Annotated in this window: 13 protein-coding genes; 7 read left to right on the top strand and 6 right to left on the bottom strand. The window is 49.7% G+C overall.

Annotation, left to right across the window (positions count from 1 at the left end):
• Nucleotides 1-136 precede the first annotated feature (136 nt).
• Nucleotides 137-1,444, top strand: coding sequence for a sensor histidine kinase (locus tag GWG06_RS09685; RefSeq protein ID WP_127041269.1), 1,308 nt, complete (start codon nucleotides 137-139; stop codon nucleotides 1,442-1,444).
• 230 nt (nucleotides 1,445-1,674) lie between these two features.
• Nucleotides 1,675-3,267 carry an ABC-F family ATP-binding cassette domain-containing protein gene (locus tag GWG06_RS09680; protein WP_160712872.1) on the top strand — a complete coding sequence of 531 codons (1,593 nt, stop codon included), beginning with the start codon at nucleotides 1,675-1,677 and terminating at the stop codon, nucleotides 3,265-3,267.
• A 3-nt stretch (nucleotides 3,268-3,270) separates the two neighbouring features.
• Here GWG06_RS09680 and GWG06_RS09675 read toward each other — a convergent pair whose 3' ends face one another.
• The 4 genes from GWG06_RS09675 to GWG06_RS09660 form a co-directional block, all read right to left on the bottom strand.
• Nucleotides 3,271-4,458 carry a M20 metallopeptidase family protein gene (locus GWG06_RS09675; RefSeq protein WP_127041273.1) on the bottom strand — a complete coding sequence of 396 codons (1,188 nt, stop codon included), beginning with the start codon at nucleotides 4,456-4,458 and terminating at the stop codon, nucleotides 3,271-3,273.
• A 78-nt stretch (nucleotides 4,459-4,536) separates the two neighbouring features.
• Complete coding sequence (locus GWG06_RS09670; RefSeq protein WP_160712870.1) at nucleotides 4,537-5,118, bottom strand: TlpA family protein disulfide reductase; 582 nt, start codon at nucleotides 5,116-5,118, stop codon at nucleotides 4,537-4,539.
• Between the two features lie 20 nt (nucleotides 5,119-5,138).
• Complete coding sequence (locus GWG06_RS09665) at nucleotides 5,139-5,591, bottom strand: SRPBCC family protein (protein WP_127041277.1); 453 nt, start codon at nucleotides 5,589-5,591, stop codon at nucleotides 5,139-5,141.
• Between the two features lie 198 nt (nucleotides 5,592-5,789).
• On the bottom strand, nucleotides 5,790-6,125 hold the full coding sequence (locus GWG06_RS09660; protein ID WP_127041279.1) for an ArsR/SmtB family transcription factor: 336 nt from the start codon (nucleotides 6,123-6,125) through the stop codon (nucleotides 5,790-5,792).
• A gap of 116 nt (nucleotides 6,126-6,241) precedes the next feature.
• Here GWG06_RS09660 and GWG06_RS09655 point away from each other — a divergent pair, with 116 nt between their 5' ends.
• Nucleotides 6,242-6,853, top strand: a complete 612-nt coding sequence (locus tag GWG06_RS09655) for a hypothetical protein (RefSeq protein WP_160712868.1) — start codon at nucleotides 6,242-6,244, stop codon at nucleotides 6,851-6,853.
• A 51-nt stretch (nucleotides 6,854-6,904) separates the two neighbouring features.
• Here the strand turns inward: GWG06_RS09655 and GWG06_RS09650 are convergent, their stop codons facing one another.
• Nucleotides 6,905-7,762 carry a hypothetical protein gene (locus GWG06_RS09650; protein WP_160712866.1) on the bottom strand — a complete coding sequence of 286 codons (858 nt, stop codon included), beginning with the start codon at nucleotides 7,760-7,762 and terminating at the stop codon, nucleotides 6,905-6,907.
• A gap of 422 nt (nucleotides 7,763-8,184) precedes the next feature.
• Between GWG06_RS09650 and GWG06_RS09645 the strand changes: the two genes are divergently transcribed.
• From GWG06_RS09645 to GWG06_RS09635, 3 genes are all read left to right on the top strand, one after another.
• The gene (locus tag GWG06_RS09645) at nucleotides 8,185-9,945 is read left to right on the top strand and encodes an ATP-binding response regulator (RefSeq protein WP_160712864.1); all 1,761 of its coding nucleotides are present in this window, start codon (nucleotides 8,185-8,187) and stop codon (nucleotides 9,943-9,945) included.
• A gap of 97 nt (nucleotides 9,946-10,042) precedes the next feature.
• Nucleotides 10,043-11,557: a sulfatase family protein gene (locus tag GWG06_RS09640; RefSeq protein WP_160712862.1), complete on the top strand. Its 1,515-nt coding sequence runs from the start codon at nucleotides 10,043-10,045 to the stop codon at nucleotides 11,555-11,557.
• Between the two features lie 4 nt (nucleotides 11,558-11,561).
• Nucleotides 11,562-12,875, top strand: a complete 1,314-nt coding sequence (locus tag GWG06_RS09635) for a hypothetical protein (RefSeq protein WP_160712861.1) — start codon at nucleotides 11,562-11,564, stop codon at nucleotides 12,873-12,875.
• On the opposite strand, the gene GWG06_RS09630 is transcribed toward GWG06_RS09635, so the two are convergent.
• The gene (locus tag GWG06_RS09630) at nucleotides 12,872-13,273 is read right to left on the bottom strand and encodes an Hpt domain-containing protein (RefSeq protein WP_127041291.1); all 402 of its coding nucleotides are present in this window, start codon (nucleotides 13,271-13,273) and stop codon (nucleotides 12,872-12,874) included. The genes GWG06_RS09635 and GWG06_RS09630 overlap by 4 nt on opposite strands.
• A 209-nt stretch (nucleotides 13,274-13,482) precedes the next feature.
• On the opposite strand from GWG06_RS09630, the gene GWG06_RS09625 reads away from it, so the two are divergent.
• On the top strand, nucleotides 13,483-15,324 hold the full coding sequence (locus GWG06_RS09625) for an ABC transporter ATP-binding protein (protein ID WP_160712859.1): 1,842 nt from the start codon (nucleotides 13,483-13,485) through the stop codon (nucleotides 15,322-15,324).
• The last annotated feature ends 10 nt before the right edge of the window (nucleotides 15,325-15,334 follow it).

The raw sequence follows: 15,334 nt of genomic DNA, 5'->3' as shown, positions 1-15,334 counted from the left end.
TGCTCCTTAATAAAAATGGTATGCTTTTAGTATAACAGCTTACATCTTATAATAACTGAAACCGGACCTATTTATCTAGTACAACCCTGGATGCCGATAGCACGCCTGTTTCCCGTCGTTTACTTAGTTTTGCCACATGCATCCGACACCGCACAACGATACACCACGCAAGTTATCAGCTACGTTCACCTATTTGGTTGGACAACCATCGGACATTCCCCTGGAGAACCGTATTTTCAACTCCATGTGTCTGATCGCCCTGATTGTCATTATTATTAATATTCCCTTTAACTATTTCACCGGTTTACGGGTTACAGCCACCCTCCTGGCAGTGATGTTGCTGCTACTGAGCGGCCTTTACTATCTTTCCCGTTTCAGAAACCGGTTTCATTTTAGTGTAACCATTGCCGTTATTGCGGTAAATGTGATGTTTGCCATCAACTATTTTACCAGCTGCGGCATTGCGGGGGCATCCCTCCTTTCTTTTGCGCTCACTTTTTTTCTGGTCATGATGGTTTCGCCCGGAAAGCAGTACAGCTGGTGGCTGGGCCTCAACCTGCTGCTGGTGCTGGGCCTTATAGGCTATGAGTATTATGTTCCGCAGTCTGTGCCCGACATTTATCCGGACAGGGCTTCCCGGTTCATGGATTTGTCTGTTACCTATGTCATCAGTGTGCTGGTCATCTTCTCCGGAACACTGTTTATGAAAAATATTTATACCAGAGAGAAGAAACGGGGAGAAGAAAAAGCCCGTGTGCTGGAGCAGCTGAATGAAGAAAAGAATAAGCTGTTCTCCATCATTTCACATGACCTGCGCAACCCGCTGTCATCGATACAATCTTACCTGGAACTGATGAAAAATATTCAGTTGCCACAGCACGAGCGCCTGCAGATGGAAGAAGAGCTGCTGCACATGGTAAACAATACCCAGGATATGCTGCTCAACATCCTGTACTGGTCCAAGTCGCAGCTGCAGGGCCTTTCCGTGCAGCTGTCACCAGTAAATATATTTAAAACCATCAGTCCTATCCTGCATCACAACACCACGCTGATGGCGAGCAAGAAGCTACGGCTGGAAGAAAACATAGATAACCGCATACAGGCCATGGCGGATATCAATATGCTGCAGCTGATATTAAGAAACCTGATTGGCAATGCCATCAAGTTCACGCCTGCCGGGGGCAGTATACATATATCTGCAGAACAGCAGGAGAATAATTGCCTGCTGACGATCCGCGATACCGGTAAAGGAATTGATGTTAAAAGAATGGCCGAGATATTTTCCCTCAAGGCGCGGTCTACCTTCGGAACAGGAAATGAAAAAGGAATCGGTCTGGGACTTTACCTCTGTAAAGAGTATACAGAGGCGCAGTCTGGCCGGATCTGGTTTGAAAACAACCCCGGTAACGGCTGTACTTTTTTTCTTTCTTTCCCTGCTGCTTAATTTTTTTTCTTACCTTTGCCCTATTATGTAATAGATATCCTCACATCTGATATTTCTGCTGTTCCACCCGGAACCCTATAACAGCAAGCTGTTTCAAACAATTTTATTTATTAATCTGCCAACCGGTCACCCGGTGTTTTAAAATTTTATTCCAATGAAAATTAAAGCTGTAATCATGTCCCGCTCATTTCAACATCCGTTGAACATTACTTCATCTGTAACAGCTTACTATGCTACTCAACGCACAAAACATCAGTTATCAGCTTCCTTCCGGCAGGGAATTATTCACCGATATTAATTTTTCGCTCAACCGATCCGAGAAGGCCGCCATTACCGGCAATAACGGTACCGGGAAATCCACGCTCCTGCAGATACTGGCCGGCAGGCTGACGCCGCGCAGCGGTATTGTCACGGCCAATGCTCCGTTATATTATGTGCCGCAGCATTTCGGCCAGCTGAACCACCTCACCGTAGCGCAGGCGCTTGGTGCCGATACGCAGCTGCAGGCGCTGGAAGCCATATTGCAGGGCGATACGCAGGAACATCATTTCGATGCGCTGGGCGACAACTGGGATATAGCCGCCCGCTGCGAAGAAGCGCTGCACAAGTGGGGCCTTTCGCACATATCACTGCAGGCGCCGTTTACACAGCTGAGCGGAGGTGAAAAAACCAGGCTGCTGCTGGCAGGCACAGAACTGTACCGCCCCGGGGCGGTACTGCTGGATGAACCTACCAACCACCTGGATAAAGCAGCACGGGCACAGCTATACGAATGGATGCAGCAGACTTCCTGCACACTCCTTACCGTAAGCCACGACCGGCAGCTGCTGCAGATCTGCAATCCTATCTGGGAACTGTTTCCCACCGGGATGAAAGCCTATGGCGGTAATTATGATTTCTACGAAAGCCAGAAAACAGAGGAACAGGCCGCCTTGCAGCGGAAGATTGCACATGCAGAGAAAACGGTGAAGGAAGCCCGGCAGCAGCAACGCGAGTCCATGGAACGGCAGCAACGTGAAAATGCCCGCGGAGAGCGGCAACGCAAAGAAGGCAATATCCCTAAGATATTACTCAACGGTCGCCGCAACCTGGCTGAACGCACCACCGCCCGCCTCCAGGAAGTGCATACCGATAAGGTTGCCGGACTGCAGGATGAACTGGAAAAGGCGACTGCTGCAGAGCATATCAGCCGTATCATGAAAGGACATTTTGAAACGCCGCCGGGGCATCACGGAAAAACCCTTATCAAAGCGGAAGGCATTAACTTCGCCTGGCCCGGCGGAACACCCATGTGGAAAGAACCGCTGCAGGTGCTTATCAGCAGCGGCGACCGCCTTGCCATCGCAGGGAGCAACGGCAGCGGCAAATCTACCCTGATACAGCTCATGCTGGGAAAACTTATGCCGCAGACCGGTGAACTATACCGCGCCAACTGCAGAACGCTGCTGCTAGATCAGGATTATACGCTGATAGACCGTAACCGGACTGTGCTGGAGCAGGCCGAAGCCTTTAATGAAACCGGCCTGGAACCACATCAGGTAAAAACGGCGCTGGCCAGGTTTCTGTTTGAAAAAGACAGCTGGGATAAACCCTGTTCGGTATTAAGCGGCGGGGAGATGCTGCGGCTATCGCTGTGTACAATGACACTGGCCTGTCAATCGCCGGATATGATTATACTGGATGAGCCGACCAACAACCTGGATCTTTCCAACATTAAAATGCTGTCGCAGATATTCAGCGCCTACAAAGGCACGCTGATCGTGATTTCGCATGATACCACCTTTACTGCGGAAGTAGGTGTTACCGCTACGCTGGAGCTGTAGGCATCAGTTGCCCAGCGTTTTCAGCGCGAGGTAAGCCATAAGGCCACCGCCGGTTTCGAGTGCATTTTCATCTGCATCGAAAGTGGCGGTGTGCAATCCGGAGGTGATGCCGCGGGCTTCATTACGCACGCCCAGCCTGTAGAAGCAGGCGTCGGCAGCCTGTGAGTAATAGGCAAAATCTTCTGCAGCCATCCAGATATCGAGATCCGCTACATTTTCTGCTCCCAGGAAATCGATCGCGTGTGCGCGGGTATCGGCAGTGAGCTGATCGTGGTTGATGAGTACCGGGTATCCCTGGTGAATTTCTATATCGCAGGCAGCCTCCATGCCTTCTGCAACGGAAACAGCCATACGTTTTATTTTCTCATGGGCTTCACGCCGCCATTTTTCATCGAGGGAGCGGAAGGTACCTTCCAGGCGTACTTCATCGGGGATCACATTGGTAGCGCCGTTAGCATGCATGCGCCCGAAGGAAAGTACAGAGGGCAGCAGCGGATTGGCGCGGCGGCTGACGATCTGCTGCAGTGCAATCACGATATGACAGGCGATGACCACCGGATCGATGCCCAGCTGGGGCATAGCGCCATGGCCGCCTTTGCCTTTTACAGTGATAAAAATTTCGTCATTGCTGGCCATATAGCGGCCACCACGGAAACCTACCTTACCGGCAGGCAGCTCCGGCATGGTATGCTGCCCCAGAACGTGGTGCGGGCGCGGATTTTCCAGCACCCCTTCCTTTATCATTATGCTGGCGCCACCGGGAATCAGTTCTTCTGCCGGCTGAAAAATGAATTTAACGGTTCCGGAAAAATCATCTTTCATGCGGGAGAGAATCGCTGCGGTAGCGAGCAGGGACGAAGTATGCACATCGTGTCCGCAGGCATGCATGACACCGTCGTTCTGCGATTTATAGGGCACATTGTTCAGTTCATAAATGGGGAGCGCGTCTATATCGGCACGGAGGGCCACCACTTTATCCGGACCAGGTTTATTTCCGCGGAGCAGGGCAACCAGGCCGGTGCCGGCCATCGATTCGTACGGGATGCCGAGTGCCTGCAGTTTGCCGGCAATGAAAGCGGCCGTATTATATTCCTTATAGGATAATTCCGGGTTGGCATGTAAATGGCGGCGGTTGGCCACCGCTTCTGTCAGCTGGTCACCTGCCAGCTGCCTGATTTTTTCTTTAAGCATTACAGAGGATGTTAAGGTAAAACCTGTACAATTTTCACGGTCAGCTATCAGGTATCAATGATACACTTTTTCAGGCAATTAATTTCCGCTTACCTGTTGCTGCAGGAAGTGCTGCAACCGCTCGCTGCCGAAGCTGGCCACACCTGTTTTACGGAGTACCAGACGGCCTGCCTTATCAATAATCAGCGTGGTAGGTAACGTGCCCGTATATACGTTGGAAGGAATACTTCCGGCAGGAATGACTACTGGTAACGCATATCCGTTATCCTGCATGAATTTTTCCGCTGCAGCTATGTCGCCATCAGCGTTGACGGTCAGGAAAACAATATCGGGGTTATTTTTCCATTGTCCGTACAAGGTATGGAGAGAAGGCATTTCTGCCCTGCAGGGAGGACACCAGGAAGCCCAGAAATTAATCAGTATCACTTTACCTTTCAGGGCAAGGGTAGATACCGGTGCTCCGGCGGCATTGCGGAAAACCATGTCAGGAGCGGCGCTCATAGCCGCTGTTTCAGCCGGTATGTCCGGCTGAAACAGCCCTATCTTCATCAGTTGCTGTAAGGCCCAGACCTTGGCTGCCGGTACAACGGCTACGGTCAGCAATGCTCCCAGCAGCAATGTCCAGGCAATATTGGAAAAAGAAAAAAACGGTTTCTTCATGTCCGCAATATAGTAACATATCAGCGGCCGGCGTCATCCCCTCCTTCCAGGTAATTTTTAAGCGATGTGTTGATGATAAAGTCCCACCCACCCTGGAAGCTGTTTCTGGCAAAGGAAGGATTGTGCTGCGGGAACGTATGCAGGCCGGCATGTGTGAGCCGGAGCCGGGTATGATCCCCTTCAGGGAACAACTCGAATGTCAGCAATGACTCGCCTTCGTATCCGTCATACTTCCACGTATACGATAGCTTTTTCTCCGGTATCACTTCCGTAACACGGCAAAGATGCAGATAGGTGATCCCTTTGTCTTCTCCCGTAAAAGTAAAGGTGTTACCGGTTTCCGGCTTAAAATCAGGTACATCAAAATACCATTTTTTCATTTTTTCAGCGTCTGTAAGCGCTTCCCATACCTGCTTTACCGGGGCCCGGAAGGTACGCTCTACAATCAGTGGCTGTGGTGCTTCGTTTTTCATGATACGATGATTTTGAAATGAAGTTTAGTTGGGGAATTGTGAATTACGAATTACGAATTGCGAATTACGAATGAGCGCGGAGATTGAAGCGGAGATCAGCGTGAAGACCTGAGCAGAGATCAGCGTGAAGACCTGAGCAGAGATCTGAGTAAAGACCTGAGCGGAGATCGGAGTGCAGATGTTGAAGATGGAACAGATTCAATCTTTTTTCCGGCGCCTGGTCTGCTGCTTTTCTGTTTCGAGAAAATTCTCCAGCGCATCCAGTTTATTGTTCCAGAATGTACGATAGCTCTCTACCCAGTCCGCCACCTGTTTAAGTTTATGCAGATTGGCAGCACAATGACGTTCCCGCCCCTGCCGGGTAATTACTACCAGGCCGCATTCCATCAGGATTTTTACATGTTTGGATATGGCCGGCCTGCTTACCTCAAAATGTTCTGCCACATGATTCAGGCTCATGGAGCTGGCGGACAGCAGGTGTATGATTTCCCGCCTGGTAGGATCTGCTATCGCCTGAAATACATCTCGTCTCATGTTGAATTTATTTTACGTAACCATTCGGTTACAAATATATGTAACCGAATGGTTACATCCAAATTTTTGTGAGGCGGCGGCACAGTTGTTGGAATTTCTGCAGAAAGCATTGTTTTATGGTAATTCCATTATCAGCAAGCGGACTGATTCCTGCGCAGCAGACAGGCGCCCAATCCAATACATCCTTTGTACGTAATGCGGATACCATCCGTGAAGCGGAGCAGTTGTATGAAAATGCCCGCAGGCGGCTGCTGGACGTTAATAACTGGCAGGAAATAAGCGGGGAATATACCGCTGCTTTCACGCTGACGGACAGCAACGGCAGGGCCCTCCGGCGCAGCGCGCTGGAAGGGGATAATATACGTATTAACATCCCGGGGCCCGGAGCACAGACGGGCCAGGGTTACGACTGGGTGCAGATTGAAAAGATAGCTATGCAGGCCGATAGCAACGCTGCTTACACCGGTATGCGCGTACGGCCGCTGCCCCTTCCTACCGGCGCAGGCAGGCAGGTGGCCCACTTTTTCAGACAGTATGCAACCAGTTCGTTCGTTGTGGAGAAAAACGGTAATACTGTCAGGGCCAGCGTATATGGAAGAAACGAACTACCCAATACCGGCGTAAAGCGGTTGCTGGACAAAATCAGGAATTTATTCATCAGTGCCGGCGCTGTGATGGGACTTTCCAAAGTACAATGGGGTAGCCTGGTACGGGGAATATTGCAATAGCCTGACCGCCGGCCGCGTGCCCCTGGCGGTCAGGCTTTGCTGTTCACAGGGTTATGGTTGCGGCGCAGGTACGCTGGCGGTATTCGTCACCGGCCACACACCCGGCCGCGGAAAACTCACGCCCTTGGTATTGCCCCGCAGCTGCTGGTCCTGTCCGAAGTAATACAGGGGCCATCCCTTGTAGGTTAGCTGCGTTTTTCCAAAAACATCCGTGGAGGCAAAGGCCGTTTTGTCCAGCAGGGAGGGTATATTTTTCAGCGTTTTCAACTCCAGTATCGGCCATATACCATTGTTGGAGAAATCAGGTTTCGTATAATTATTCTTGTTGAATTTATCCGGTGCAAAAGCATACAGTGTTCTGCCGTAATCATCTGTGATATACTGTGTCACTTCTTTTCCCGGCTGGTATTTACTGTTATACTCTACGCCGTCGTGCCCCACCAGCTGGGCATCTGCGAGCATGATACTGTAATCCGGCTTAGCTACAAACCATTTATTCCCGGAGCCGTCGCCGTTGATATCTCCTGCTTTGGCATCGTTCTGATAATAATAGAGCGGCCACCCCTTGTAGGTGGTTTGCTGCTTACCGTCAGGCCGGTTAATAGTGCCGAAATCAGTGGCTTTCAGCGAACTGTCGAGTGTAAGCTGCGCAGTATAGAATACCGGCCATGCTGTCAGGCATCCACCGGTGCAGCCGGAACTGCCATTGGCATCCAGCGAGAAAAAATACAGGGTGCGGCCAGCACTGTCGGTCATAACTGCGCCAAACCTGGCAGAAGCAGCCAGCCGTACTTTATTGAATGTAGTATTCACAGGAGGCTCATTGTTGTCATCTTTACTGCAGGACTCCGTTCCGGCAATAGCTATAAATGCCGCCACTATAGCAGCGAACTTGAAATAACGTTGCATGTTAATTGGATTTTAGATGAAAGATGACGTCACCGGGAGGGTAATACGGGGGCGGATGAGAAAGGGTTGCCGCAAAAGGGGATTTTTTTCTTCAGACACGTAAAGCATATCTCACATTTTTAATCGGTTATATTATGCTGATATACCTCCGAACCCCCTCCCCTCTTATAAAAATTTCCGCTAAAACGAATAATTTTCCTTAAATTAACTCCCAGTAGGAAAACCCTGATTGCTGAACGCTGAATCCACGAAGTAGTAGTAAAACGAATAACCAAAGCAATTATATGAACCTGTATGCAATCGGATTCGTCAGGCCAGGAACCAACAGATCAGAAAAACCTTTATGAAACCAATATCTTCCCTTTGCTAAAACATACCGGGATACCTGATTTTTTAACGAAACCTCACAAATAACTAACTGAATGCAGATACAGGCACTTCCGACAAGGATCGTAAGTTTCTTCCACCGGATCACTTATGCTGGCACAGAAGGGATAGATAATCCGAGCGACAGGCAATCCGTCGTTATCATCAATATATTCTCCCTGTTCTCTTCCATTACTGTTTTATCTATCGGAGCCTACTTTCTTACCATCACACAAGCTCCCAGATTTACCATCCCGATGCTGATTGAAGGTTTCACCTTTCTCAGCGTGATATGGTTCAATAAAAACAGGAAATACACCACCGCCAATCTCCTGCTGTTCAGTATTCACAGCGTAGCCGCCTTCTACTGGCCTGTTACGCTGGGCGATGCCATGCCATTCGAAATTATTTACGCTTTTCTATTTATCCTGCTGATCTGCGGATCCTGTTTTATCTACCGGAAAAATAAAACAAGGATCATCTGCCTATGTATCACCGTTACCCTTCTGATATTACTGCAGGTAAACTTTTATTTCAAGCTCATTACCCCCATGCCCATTGCGCCACAGTCTACCTACATTATGCGGTGGAGTACCACCATCGCTATGCTGTGCCTCATTGCCATGATTATGTTCGGATATATCAGGAGAATTGATAAACTGATTGCGGAACTGAATTCTTCCAACAATACCCTCAACAACATACTCCTGAATAAGGAAACCTTCCTGCAGGAAACCTATCACGAACTGAGAACGCCGCTTAACGGTATTTACGGGATCGCTCAGCTGATGCTGTCAGAAAGGGCTGATTTTAAATCAGCAGAAAAAACGGAATGGGTGGATGACCTCTTTCAGGCGGCAGATACTGCCCGGAATATTGTCAACAACGTACTGGATCACTCCAAACTGGAAGCAGGCAAGCTGGATACCATCTCCCTGGAACCCACCATCCTCAACGAGGTGCTGAAACAGGCCACTTCCCTGGTCAGCTACCTGGCGGGATACCAGAAGCTGGAAATAAAACTCACGGTTGACGACAGGGTACCATTTCAGATCATGACGGATAAGCTCATGCTCACCAAAATTCTGAATAACCTGCTCTCCAATGCGGTGAAATTCGGCATCCCTGGCGGATTGATAGAACTGCGCACCCATCTGCATCAGCAAAAAATATTCTTTTATATCAGGAATCAGGGGCTGATCGGTAAAGATAAACTGGCCAATATCTTTGAGCCCTTTGTGGCAGAAAGACATGCCCGCTTTGAAGGCACCGGCATAGGATTGTACATTACCAAAGCGCTGGTGGAGCTACTGGGAGGAAAAATAAAAGTGGAAAACACGGAACATGAATTCACGACGGAATTTTCTTTCTATATTCCCCTGCAGCTGCCGCCACAGACAGAAGTGCCTGCCGGTCAGCTCAGCGCTCCTTCTGCCAACTACCAGGGCCTCAAGGTGGTGGTTATTGACGATGACTCCCTTTCTCTCAAAGTATTGAAATCACAGCTGTCAAGACTCGGTGTTACCCCCATCCTCACCAAGGATGGTGAAAGCGCCCTGGAAATCATGAAAACGGAAATACCTGCCGCCGTTATCTCAGATATACATACCGGAAAAATGGGTGGCCGTGAAGTCTGTGAATACATGCGCGGCCTCGATGAATACAAACATATTCCCATCATCATTATCTCCGGCGATGCATTTAAGGAAACCTATGACGAACTGATGGAAATGGGCGCCAATGAATTCATTACAAAACCGTTTTCCTTCAAGCAGCTGGACACTGCCCTCAGCAAATATCTCAGCCCGGTTACCTGAACGGTTATACGTTATCATTATAAAATTTACCGGATAAAAAATATCTTTGATGCTCACCATCTGCCCCGCTGTTGCCGGGCAGATAAAAACTGAAGCCATGAAGATATTCCGTCTGCCTGCCAGTCTGCTGCTGATGCTGATGACAACCGTCAATGCCTGGTCCCAGCAAAAGAAGCCCAATATCATTTTCATCTTCTCTGATGACCATGCTTATCAGACCATCAGTGCATACGGCAGCAAGCTGGCGCAAACACCGAATATTGACCGCATCGCGCAACAGGGGCTGATATTCCGCAATGCCCTTGTGACCAACTCCATCTGTGGTCCCAGCAGAGCTACCCTCCTCACCGGCAAATACAGTCACATCAACGGCTATACGCTGAACGAAAAAAAATTCAACGTCGGGCAACAGCTGTTTCCCCGGCTATTGCAGCAGCATGGCTATCAGACTGCCTGGATCGGCAAGTGGCACCTGGGCAACCTCCCGGAGGGCTTCGACTACTGGCGCATTCTCAACAACCAGGGTCAGTATTACAATCCTGATTTCATTGGTCCCATTGACACCAGCCGTATAGAAGGTTATGTGACCAACATCATCACCACCCTGTCTGAAAACTGGCTGAATAACCGCGATACTTCCAAACCGTTCTTCCTGGTGGTAGGTGAAAAAGCCACTCACCGCGAATGGCTGCCCGACCTGCAGGACCTCGGCGCCTATGACGATAAAACCTTTCCGCTCCCCGCTTCCTTTCACGATGACTACAAAAACAGGATTGCGGCACAGCGCCAGGATATGACGATAGATAAAACCATGCGACTGAAAGAAGACCTGAAAGTGCATGCTGGCTATGAAAAAGGAATATACGGGCGTTTTACGCCGGCACAGCGGGAGCAGTTCCGGAACTACTATGAAAATGTTGTCAGCCGCGAGTTTGACTCCCTCCATCTCAGCGGTGATGCACTTGTACAATGGAAATACCAGCGTTATCTGAAAGACTACCTTTCCACCGCCCGCTCGCTGGACCGCAATATCGGCGCCCTCCTGGACTACCTGGATAAAAACGGGCTGGCTGAAAACACGGTGGTGGTCTACGCTTCCGACCAGGGCTTTTACATGGGCGAGCATGGCTGGTTTGACAAACGGTTCATGTATGAAGAATCTCTCCGTACGCCCTTTATCATCAGGTATCCCGGTGTAGTGAAGCCCGGCTCTTCCAGCAATAAGCTCATGCTCAACATTGACTGGGCCCCTACCATCCTGGAAATGGCCGGAGCGCCCGTGCCTGCAGATATTCAGGGAACATCCTTCCTCCCGTTGCTGAAAGCAGGGGAGACTACCGCCTGGAGAAACGCCGCCTATTACCACTATTACGAATTTCCGGAACCGCATCACGTATACCCGCATTTCGGCGTGCGCACAGGGGATTATTCGCTGATCCGCTTCTATGGCGGGGCAGACAGCTGGGAGCTGTATGATCTTAAAAAAGATCCGCAACAGCTGCATAACCTGTACGGCGAAAAAGGGATGGACAAAATTACCGCCGGCCTGAAGGCCACGCTCAAATCCCTGATTATTCAATACAAGGACCAGGAAGCATTGAAACTGTTATAACAACATGGCACAGGCACAAACATGGGAATTCCGCACCGCCGATATTCGCCGCAGCCTATGGGGAATACTCCTGCTGCTGGCAGCTTTTACGGGCATATTGACCGCCTCTTTTGCAGTGAACCTGAACCTTAACTGGCTGATGGCCCTGATGCTCATCACCTTCCTGGGAGGCGGATTTGCCATCAGCTGGTGGATCTGGAGATCCGAAACGGTCACCCTGTATCACGACCGGATTATATCTGCCATTTATGGCGATATATACCTGGATGATATTATTAAAATCACACGGCCACTGACCACTACCCATGCCCTGAAACTCCACCTGGGCAAGCGTAAGATCAGATGGCAGCTGGGAAAAAATTCCCGTTCCCTCATCAGCAGCACTGATGCCGAACTCGCCGCCTTCGGGAATTTCACCTATGCACTGGAACAACTGCTGGAAAAAAAACAAGGCAACCGGACCAGCCGGACCACTGCCGCTGCCATTAAACCCACCGCCACTGCCGAACCGGAGAATGTGGTGACTCAGCTTAAAAAAGCCAACAAAGGCATGGGCAAGCAGGAATGGACAGTATACCTGGGACTGTTGCTGGCTGCCCTCGGCCTGGTACGAGCCTGTGGCCACAGCTGGTTCAAGCGCAATGACATACGCGGCATGAAAACCGCCTCAGAACAGATGTTTGTGCGCCGCCTGCAGGAAACGAACGAAGCCGTGGCCGCACGCTGGCAAAAGGAAGGACCGGCCTTTCTGTATACCAATGATAAAGACGCCCGCATACGCCTCTTCCCGGACATGAATTTTGATAATCCGCTGGGGATGGAAGCGTTTATGTATGTGGAGGCTAACCGCGGACTGGAAGCATTTCTGACCAATAAGGATTCAGCAGCGCTATTTATTTATGTGGTAGCCGGCGACAGCAGCTCCCTGATTATGCGTCCGCAGCGATATGCGCAGCGTGACAGTTCCGCGCGGCACTTTTACTTCCGTGCCTATGATCCGCAGCAACGGATAAGACCAGCCGGTATTCATCCCGCAGATACCTCCGGGCAGGACCAGTGGCCTGTGTTCAATGTAAGCTGGGAGGTGGAAGTGAAGCCCGGCCAGTCCATGTATAACGCGATCACCGAAAGCATGCCCGGCATGCCGGTCATGGTCAGCCAGGTGAGGCTGCGCCCCACTTTCCGCTTATACATGACAGGCCGTACCGGCGGCGGCATGGATGCTGCCGGATTCCGGGAAGCCGTACAGGGACTGAACCAGTTACTGAAAAAGCATCATGTGGATACCTCCCTGTTTGTAAACAGACAATTCAACTAAGCCTGCGGGTACAGGAATTCACGTAGTCTTTCCAGCTCCTGCTTCACAGGGGTCATACTTTTTCTTACTGCCAGGTTGATTTCCCGGAACAGCAGGAGGATCATTTCGCGGTTACCTGAAGAACAGCAGGACTCCAGCTGTTGCGCTTTGTCCTGTACTTTGGTGAGGCCAACAATTCCGATAAAGGACTTAATCTGGTGCACGTGGTATTGGGTCTTTTTCCAGTCGCCGGCAGTCACCGCTGCAGATAAATCTGCCATGCGCTGCCCGATCTCCTGCATAAAGCCTTCAAACATATCGAAGGCATACAATGGCTCATCCTTGTAGAGTTGCTGCAGGAAAGCTATGTCCAGGTCCTTGTTCAGGAACAGAAACGGGGTAGATTTTGGATTTTCCATACAGAGGATATTTTGAGGATACTATCTTCTTAAAGTTAATCATTTCAACGCAAAGATGATAGCAGTGGACCCTGATAAATCCTGTATTCTTTTGACATTTACAGCAAATAATATAATTTTGTGCACTGCAAGAAAAGCCGCATCAGCTTTTGATGCGGTTTTTTCATGTAATGGAGAATAATCATAATTTCGATAGTTATTAATGTGATATGAAGACATACTTCCGACTTTTATCGTTCGCGAAACCAATCAATAAATTTGCCCTGCCCTATATACTATTCACTTTATTGTCTGTAATCTTCAACACCTTAAACCTGGCCCTGCTGGCGCCGCTGCTCACAACGCTCTTCAACAGCCAGGCTACGCATGGCGTAACTGCGGAGCCTACAAACTGGGCAGATGTTTTTGCTGTTTTCAACTACTACACCAGTATTGTATATGCCAAATACGGCAGCCTGAATACCCTGAAATTCGTTTGCGGATGTATCGTGGTATCTGTACTGCTGGGCAACCTTTTCCGTTACCTGGCCGACAGAACGATGGAAAGCCTGCGTATCCATACCCTGCTCAATCTCCGGAAATCTGTGTTTGACAACGTGATGAACCTGCACCTGGGTTATTTCAGCAATGAGCGGAAAGGGGACATTATTTCAAAAATAGCTTCTGACGTTCAGGTGGTACAGTATTCTGTTACCGGTACCCTGCAGGTGATCTTTAAAGAGCCGGTGACCCTCATTGCCTACCTGGTAATGCTGTTCATCATCTCCTATAAACTTACGCTGGCTTCCATGCTGGTGATTCCGGTAGCTGGCTTTATCATTTCCAAGATTGTAAAGAAACTGAAACAGCAGGCCGCCGCATCGCATCAGACTTACGGTGTGATGATCAGCTACCTGGATGAAGCGCTGCATGGTATCCGTATCATCAAGGCATTCAATGCAGTGGGCTTCATTACCGACCGTTTCAATGCAGAAAACCGCCGTTATTCCCGCATTGTGCGTTCTATGGCGAAGCGCCAGCAGCTGGCCTCACCGGTATCTGAAACGCTGGGGGTAATGATGGTAGCCGGTATCGTATTGTATGGCGGTACCCTTGTGCTGTCTAACCAGGGAGATCTCAGTGCGGCCGCCTTTATTGCGTATATCGCGTTGTTCTCTCAGATCATGCGTCCGGCGAAAGCTATATCCACTTCCTTCAGCAATATTCACTCCGGTGTGGCTGCGGGCGAGCGCGTGTTACAGCTGATTGATGAGAAACCGGCCATTACCAACGCCCCGGGTGCTGTGGCGCTGACAGATTTCCAGTCGGCCTTACAGTTTGAAAATGTTGGCTTCGCCTACGGCGAGAAAGCCATTCTGAAAAATATTAATTTAACGATACCCAAAGGTAAAACAGTGGCGCTGGTAGGACCTTCCGGCGGTGGTAAATCCACCATGATGGACCTGATTCCCCGCTTTATAGAACCACAATCAGGTAAGGTGATGATAGATGGTCACGACCTGAAATCTGTTACCATGGAGTCTCTCCGGTCTATGATGGGTATTGTGAACCAGGAATCTATACTTTTCAATGATACCATCTTCAACAACATCGCGTTTGGTAAGCCCGGCGCCAGTATGGAAGATGTAGAGGCGGCCGCCAGAATTGCCAACGCCCACGAATTTATTATCAATACAGCAGAAGGCTACCAGACCAATATCGGAGATAAAGGTTCCCGTTTGTCAGGCGGACAGCGCCAACGTATCTGCATTGCGCGCGCCGTGCTGAACAACCCGCCGCTGATGCTGCTGGATGAGGCCACCTCTGCCCTGGATACCGAATCCGAAAAAATGGTACAGGACGCACTTAACAACCTGATGAAAAACCGTACTTCCCTGGTGATTGCCCATCGTCTGAGCACCATCCAGAATGCCGATATTATTGTTGTGCTGGAAAACGGAGAGATTGCAGAACAGGGTTCCCACCTGGAACTGATTGCCAATAACGGATTGTATAAAAAACTGATTGACATGCAGACATTTGCATCCAACCAGGAAAAAGATCCCATATAATTTTAATTGT

The sequence above is a fragment of the Chitinophaga solisilvae genome (assembly GCF_009928525.1).
Lineage (GTDB): Bacteria > Bacteroidota > Bacteroidia > Chitinophagales > Chitinophagaceae > Chitinophaga > Chitinophaga solisilvae.
This window is presented reverse-complemented; position numbering and strand designations above follow the sequence as displayed.

Coding starts and splice junctions, on each gene's coding strand:
- GWG06_RS09635 (WP_160712861.1), top strand. CDS start 11,562: ATGGCACAGGCACAAACATGGGAATTCCGCACCGCCGATATTCGCCGC.
- GWG06_RS09640 (WP_160712862.1), top strand. CDS start 10,043: ATGAAGATATTCCGTCTGCCTGCCAGTCTGCTGCTGATGCTGATGACA.
- GWG06_RS09630 (WP_127041291.1), bottom strand. CDS start 13,273: ATGGAAAATCCAAAATCTACCCCGTTTCTGTTCCTGAACAAGGACCTG.
- GWG06_RS09680 (WP_160712872.1), top strand. CDS start 1,675: ATGCTACTCAACGCACAAAACATCAGTTATCAGCTTCCTTCCGGCAGG.
- GWG06_RS09670 (WP_160712870.1), bottom strand. CDS start 5,118: ATGAAGAAACCGTTTTTTTCTTTTTCCAATATTGCCTGGACATTGCTG.
- GWG06_RS09660 (WP_127041279.1), bottom strand. CDS start 6,125: ATGAGACGAGATGTATTTCAGGCGATAGCAGATCCTACCAGGCGGGAA.
- GWG06_RS09625 (WP_160712859.1), top strand. CDS start 13,483: ATGAAGACATACTTCCGACTTTTATCGTTCGCGAAACCAATCAATAAA.
- GWG06_RS09665 (WP_127041277.1), bottom strand. CDS start 5,591: ATGAAAAACGAAGCACCACAGCCACTGATTGTAGAGCGTACCTTCCGG.
- GWG06_RS09645 (WP_160712864.1), top strand. CDS start 8,185: ATGCAGATACAGGCACTTCCGACAAGGATCGTAAGTTTCTTCCACCGG.
- GWG06_RS09675 (WP_127041273.1), bottom strand. CDS start 4,458: ATGCTTAAAGAAAAAATCAGGCAGCTGGCAGGTGACCAGCTGACAGAA.
- GWG06_RS09655 (WP_160712868.1), top strand. CDS start 6,242: ATGGTAATTCCATTATCAGCAAGCGGACTGATTCCTGCGCAGCAGACA.
- GWG06_RS09685 (WP_127041269.1), top strand. CDS start 137: ATGCATCCGACACCGCACAACGATACACCACGCAAGTTATCAGCTACG.
- GWG06_RS09650 (WP_160712866.1), bottom strand. CDS start 7,762: ATGCAACGTTATTTCAAGTTCGCTGCTATAGTGGCGGCATTTATAGCT.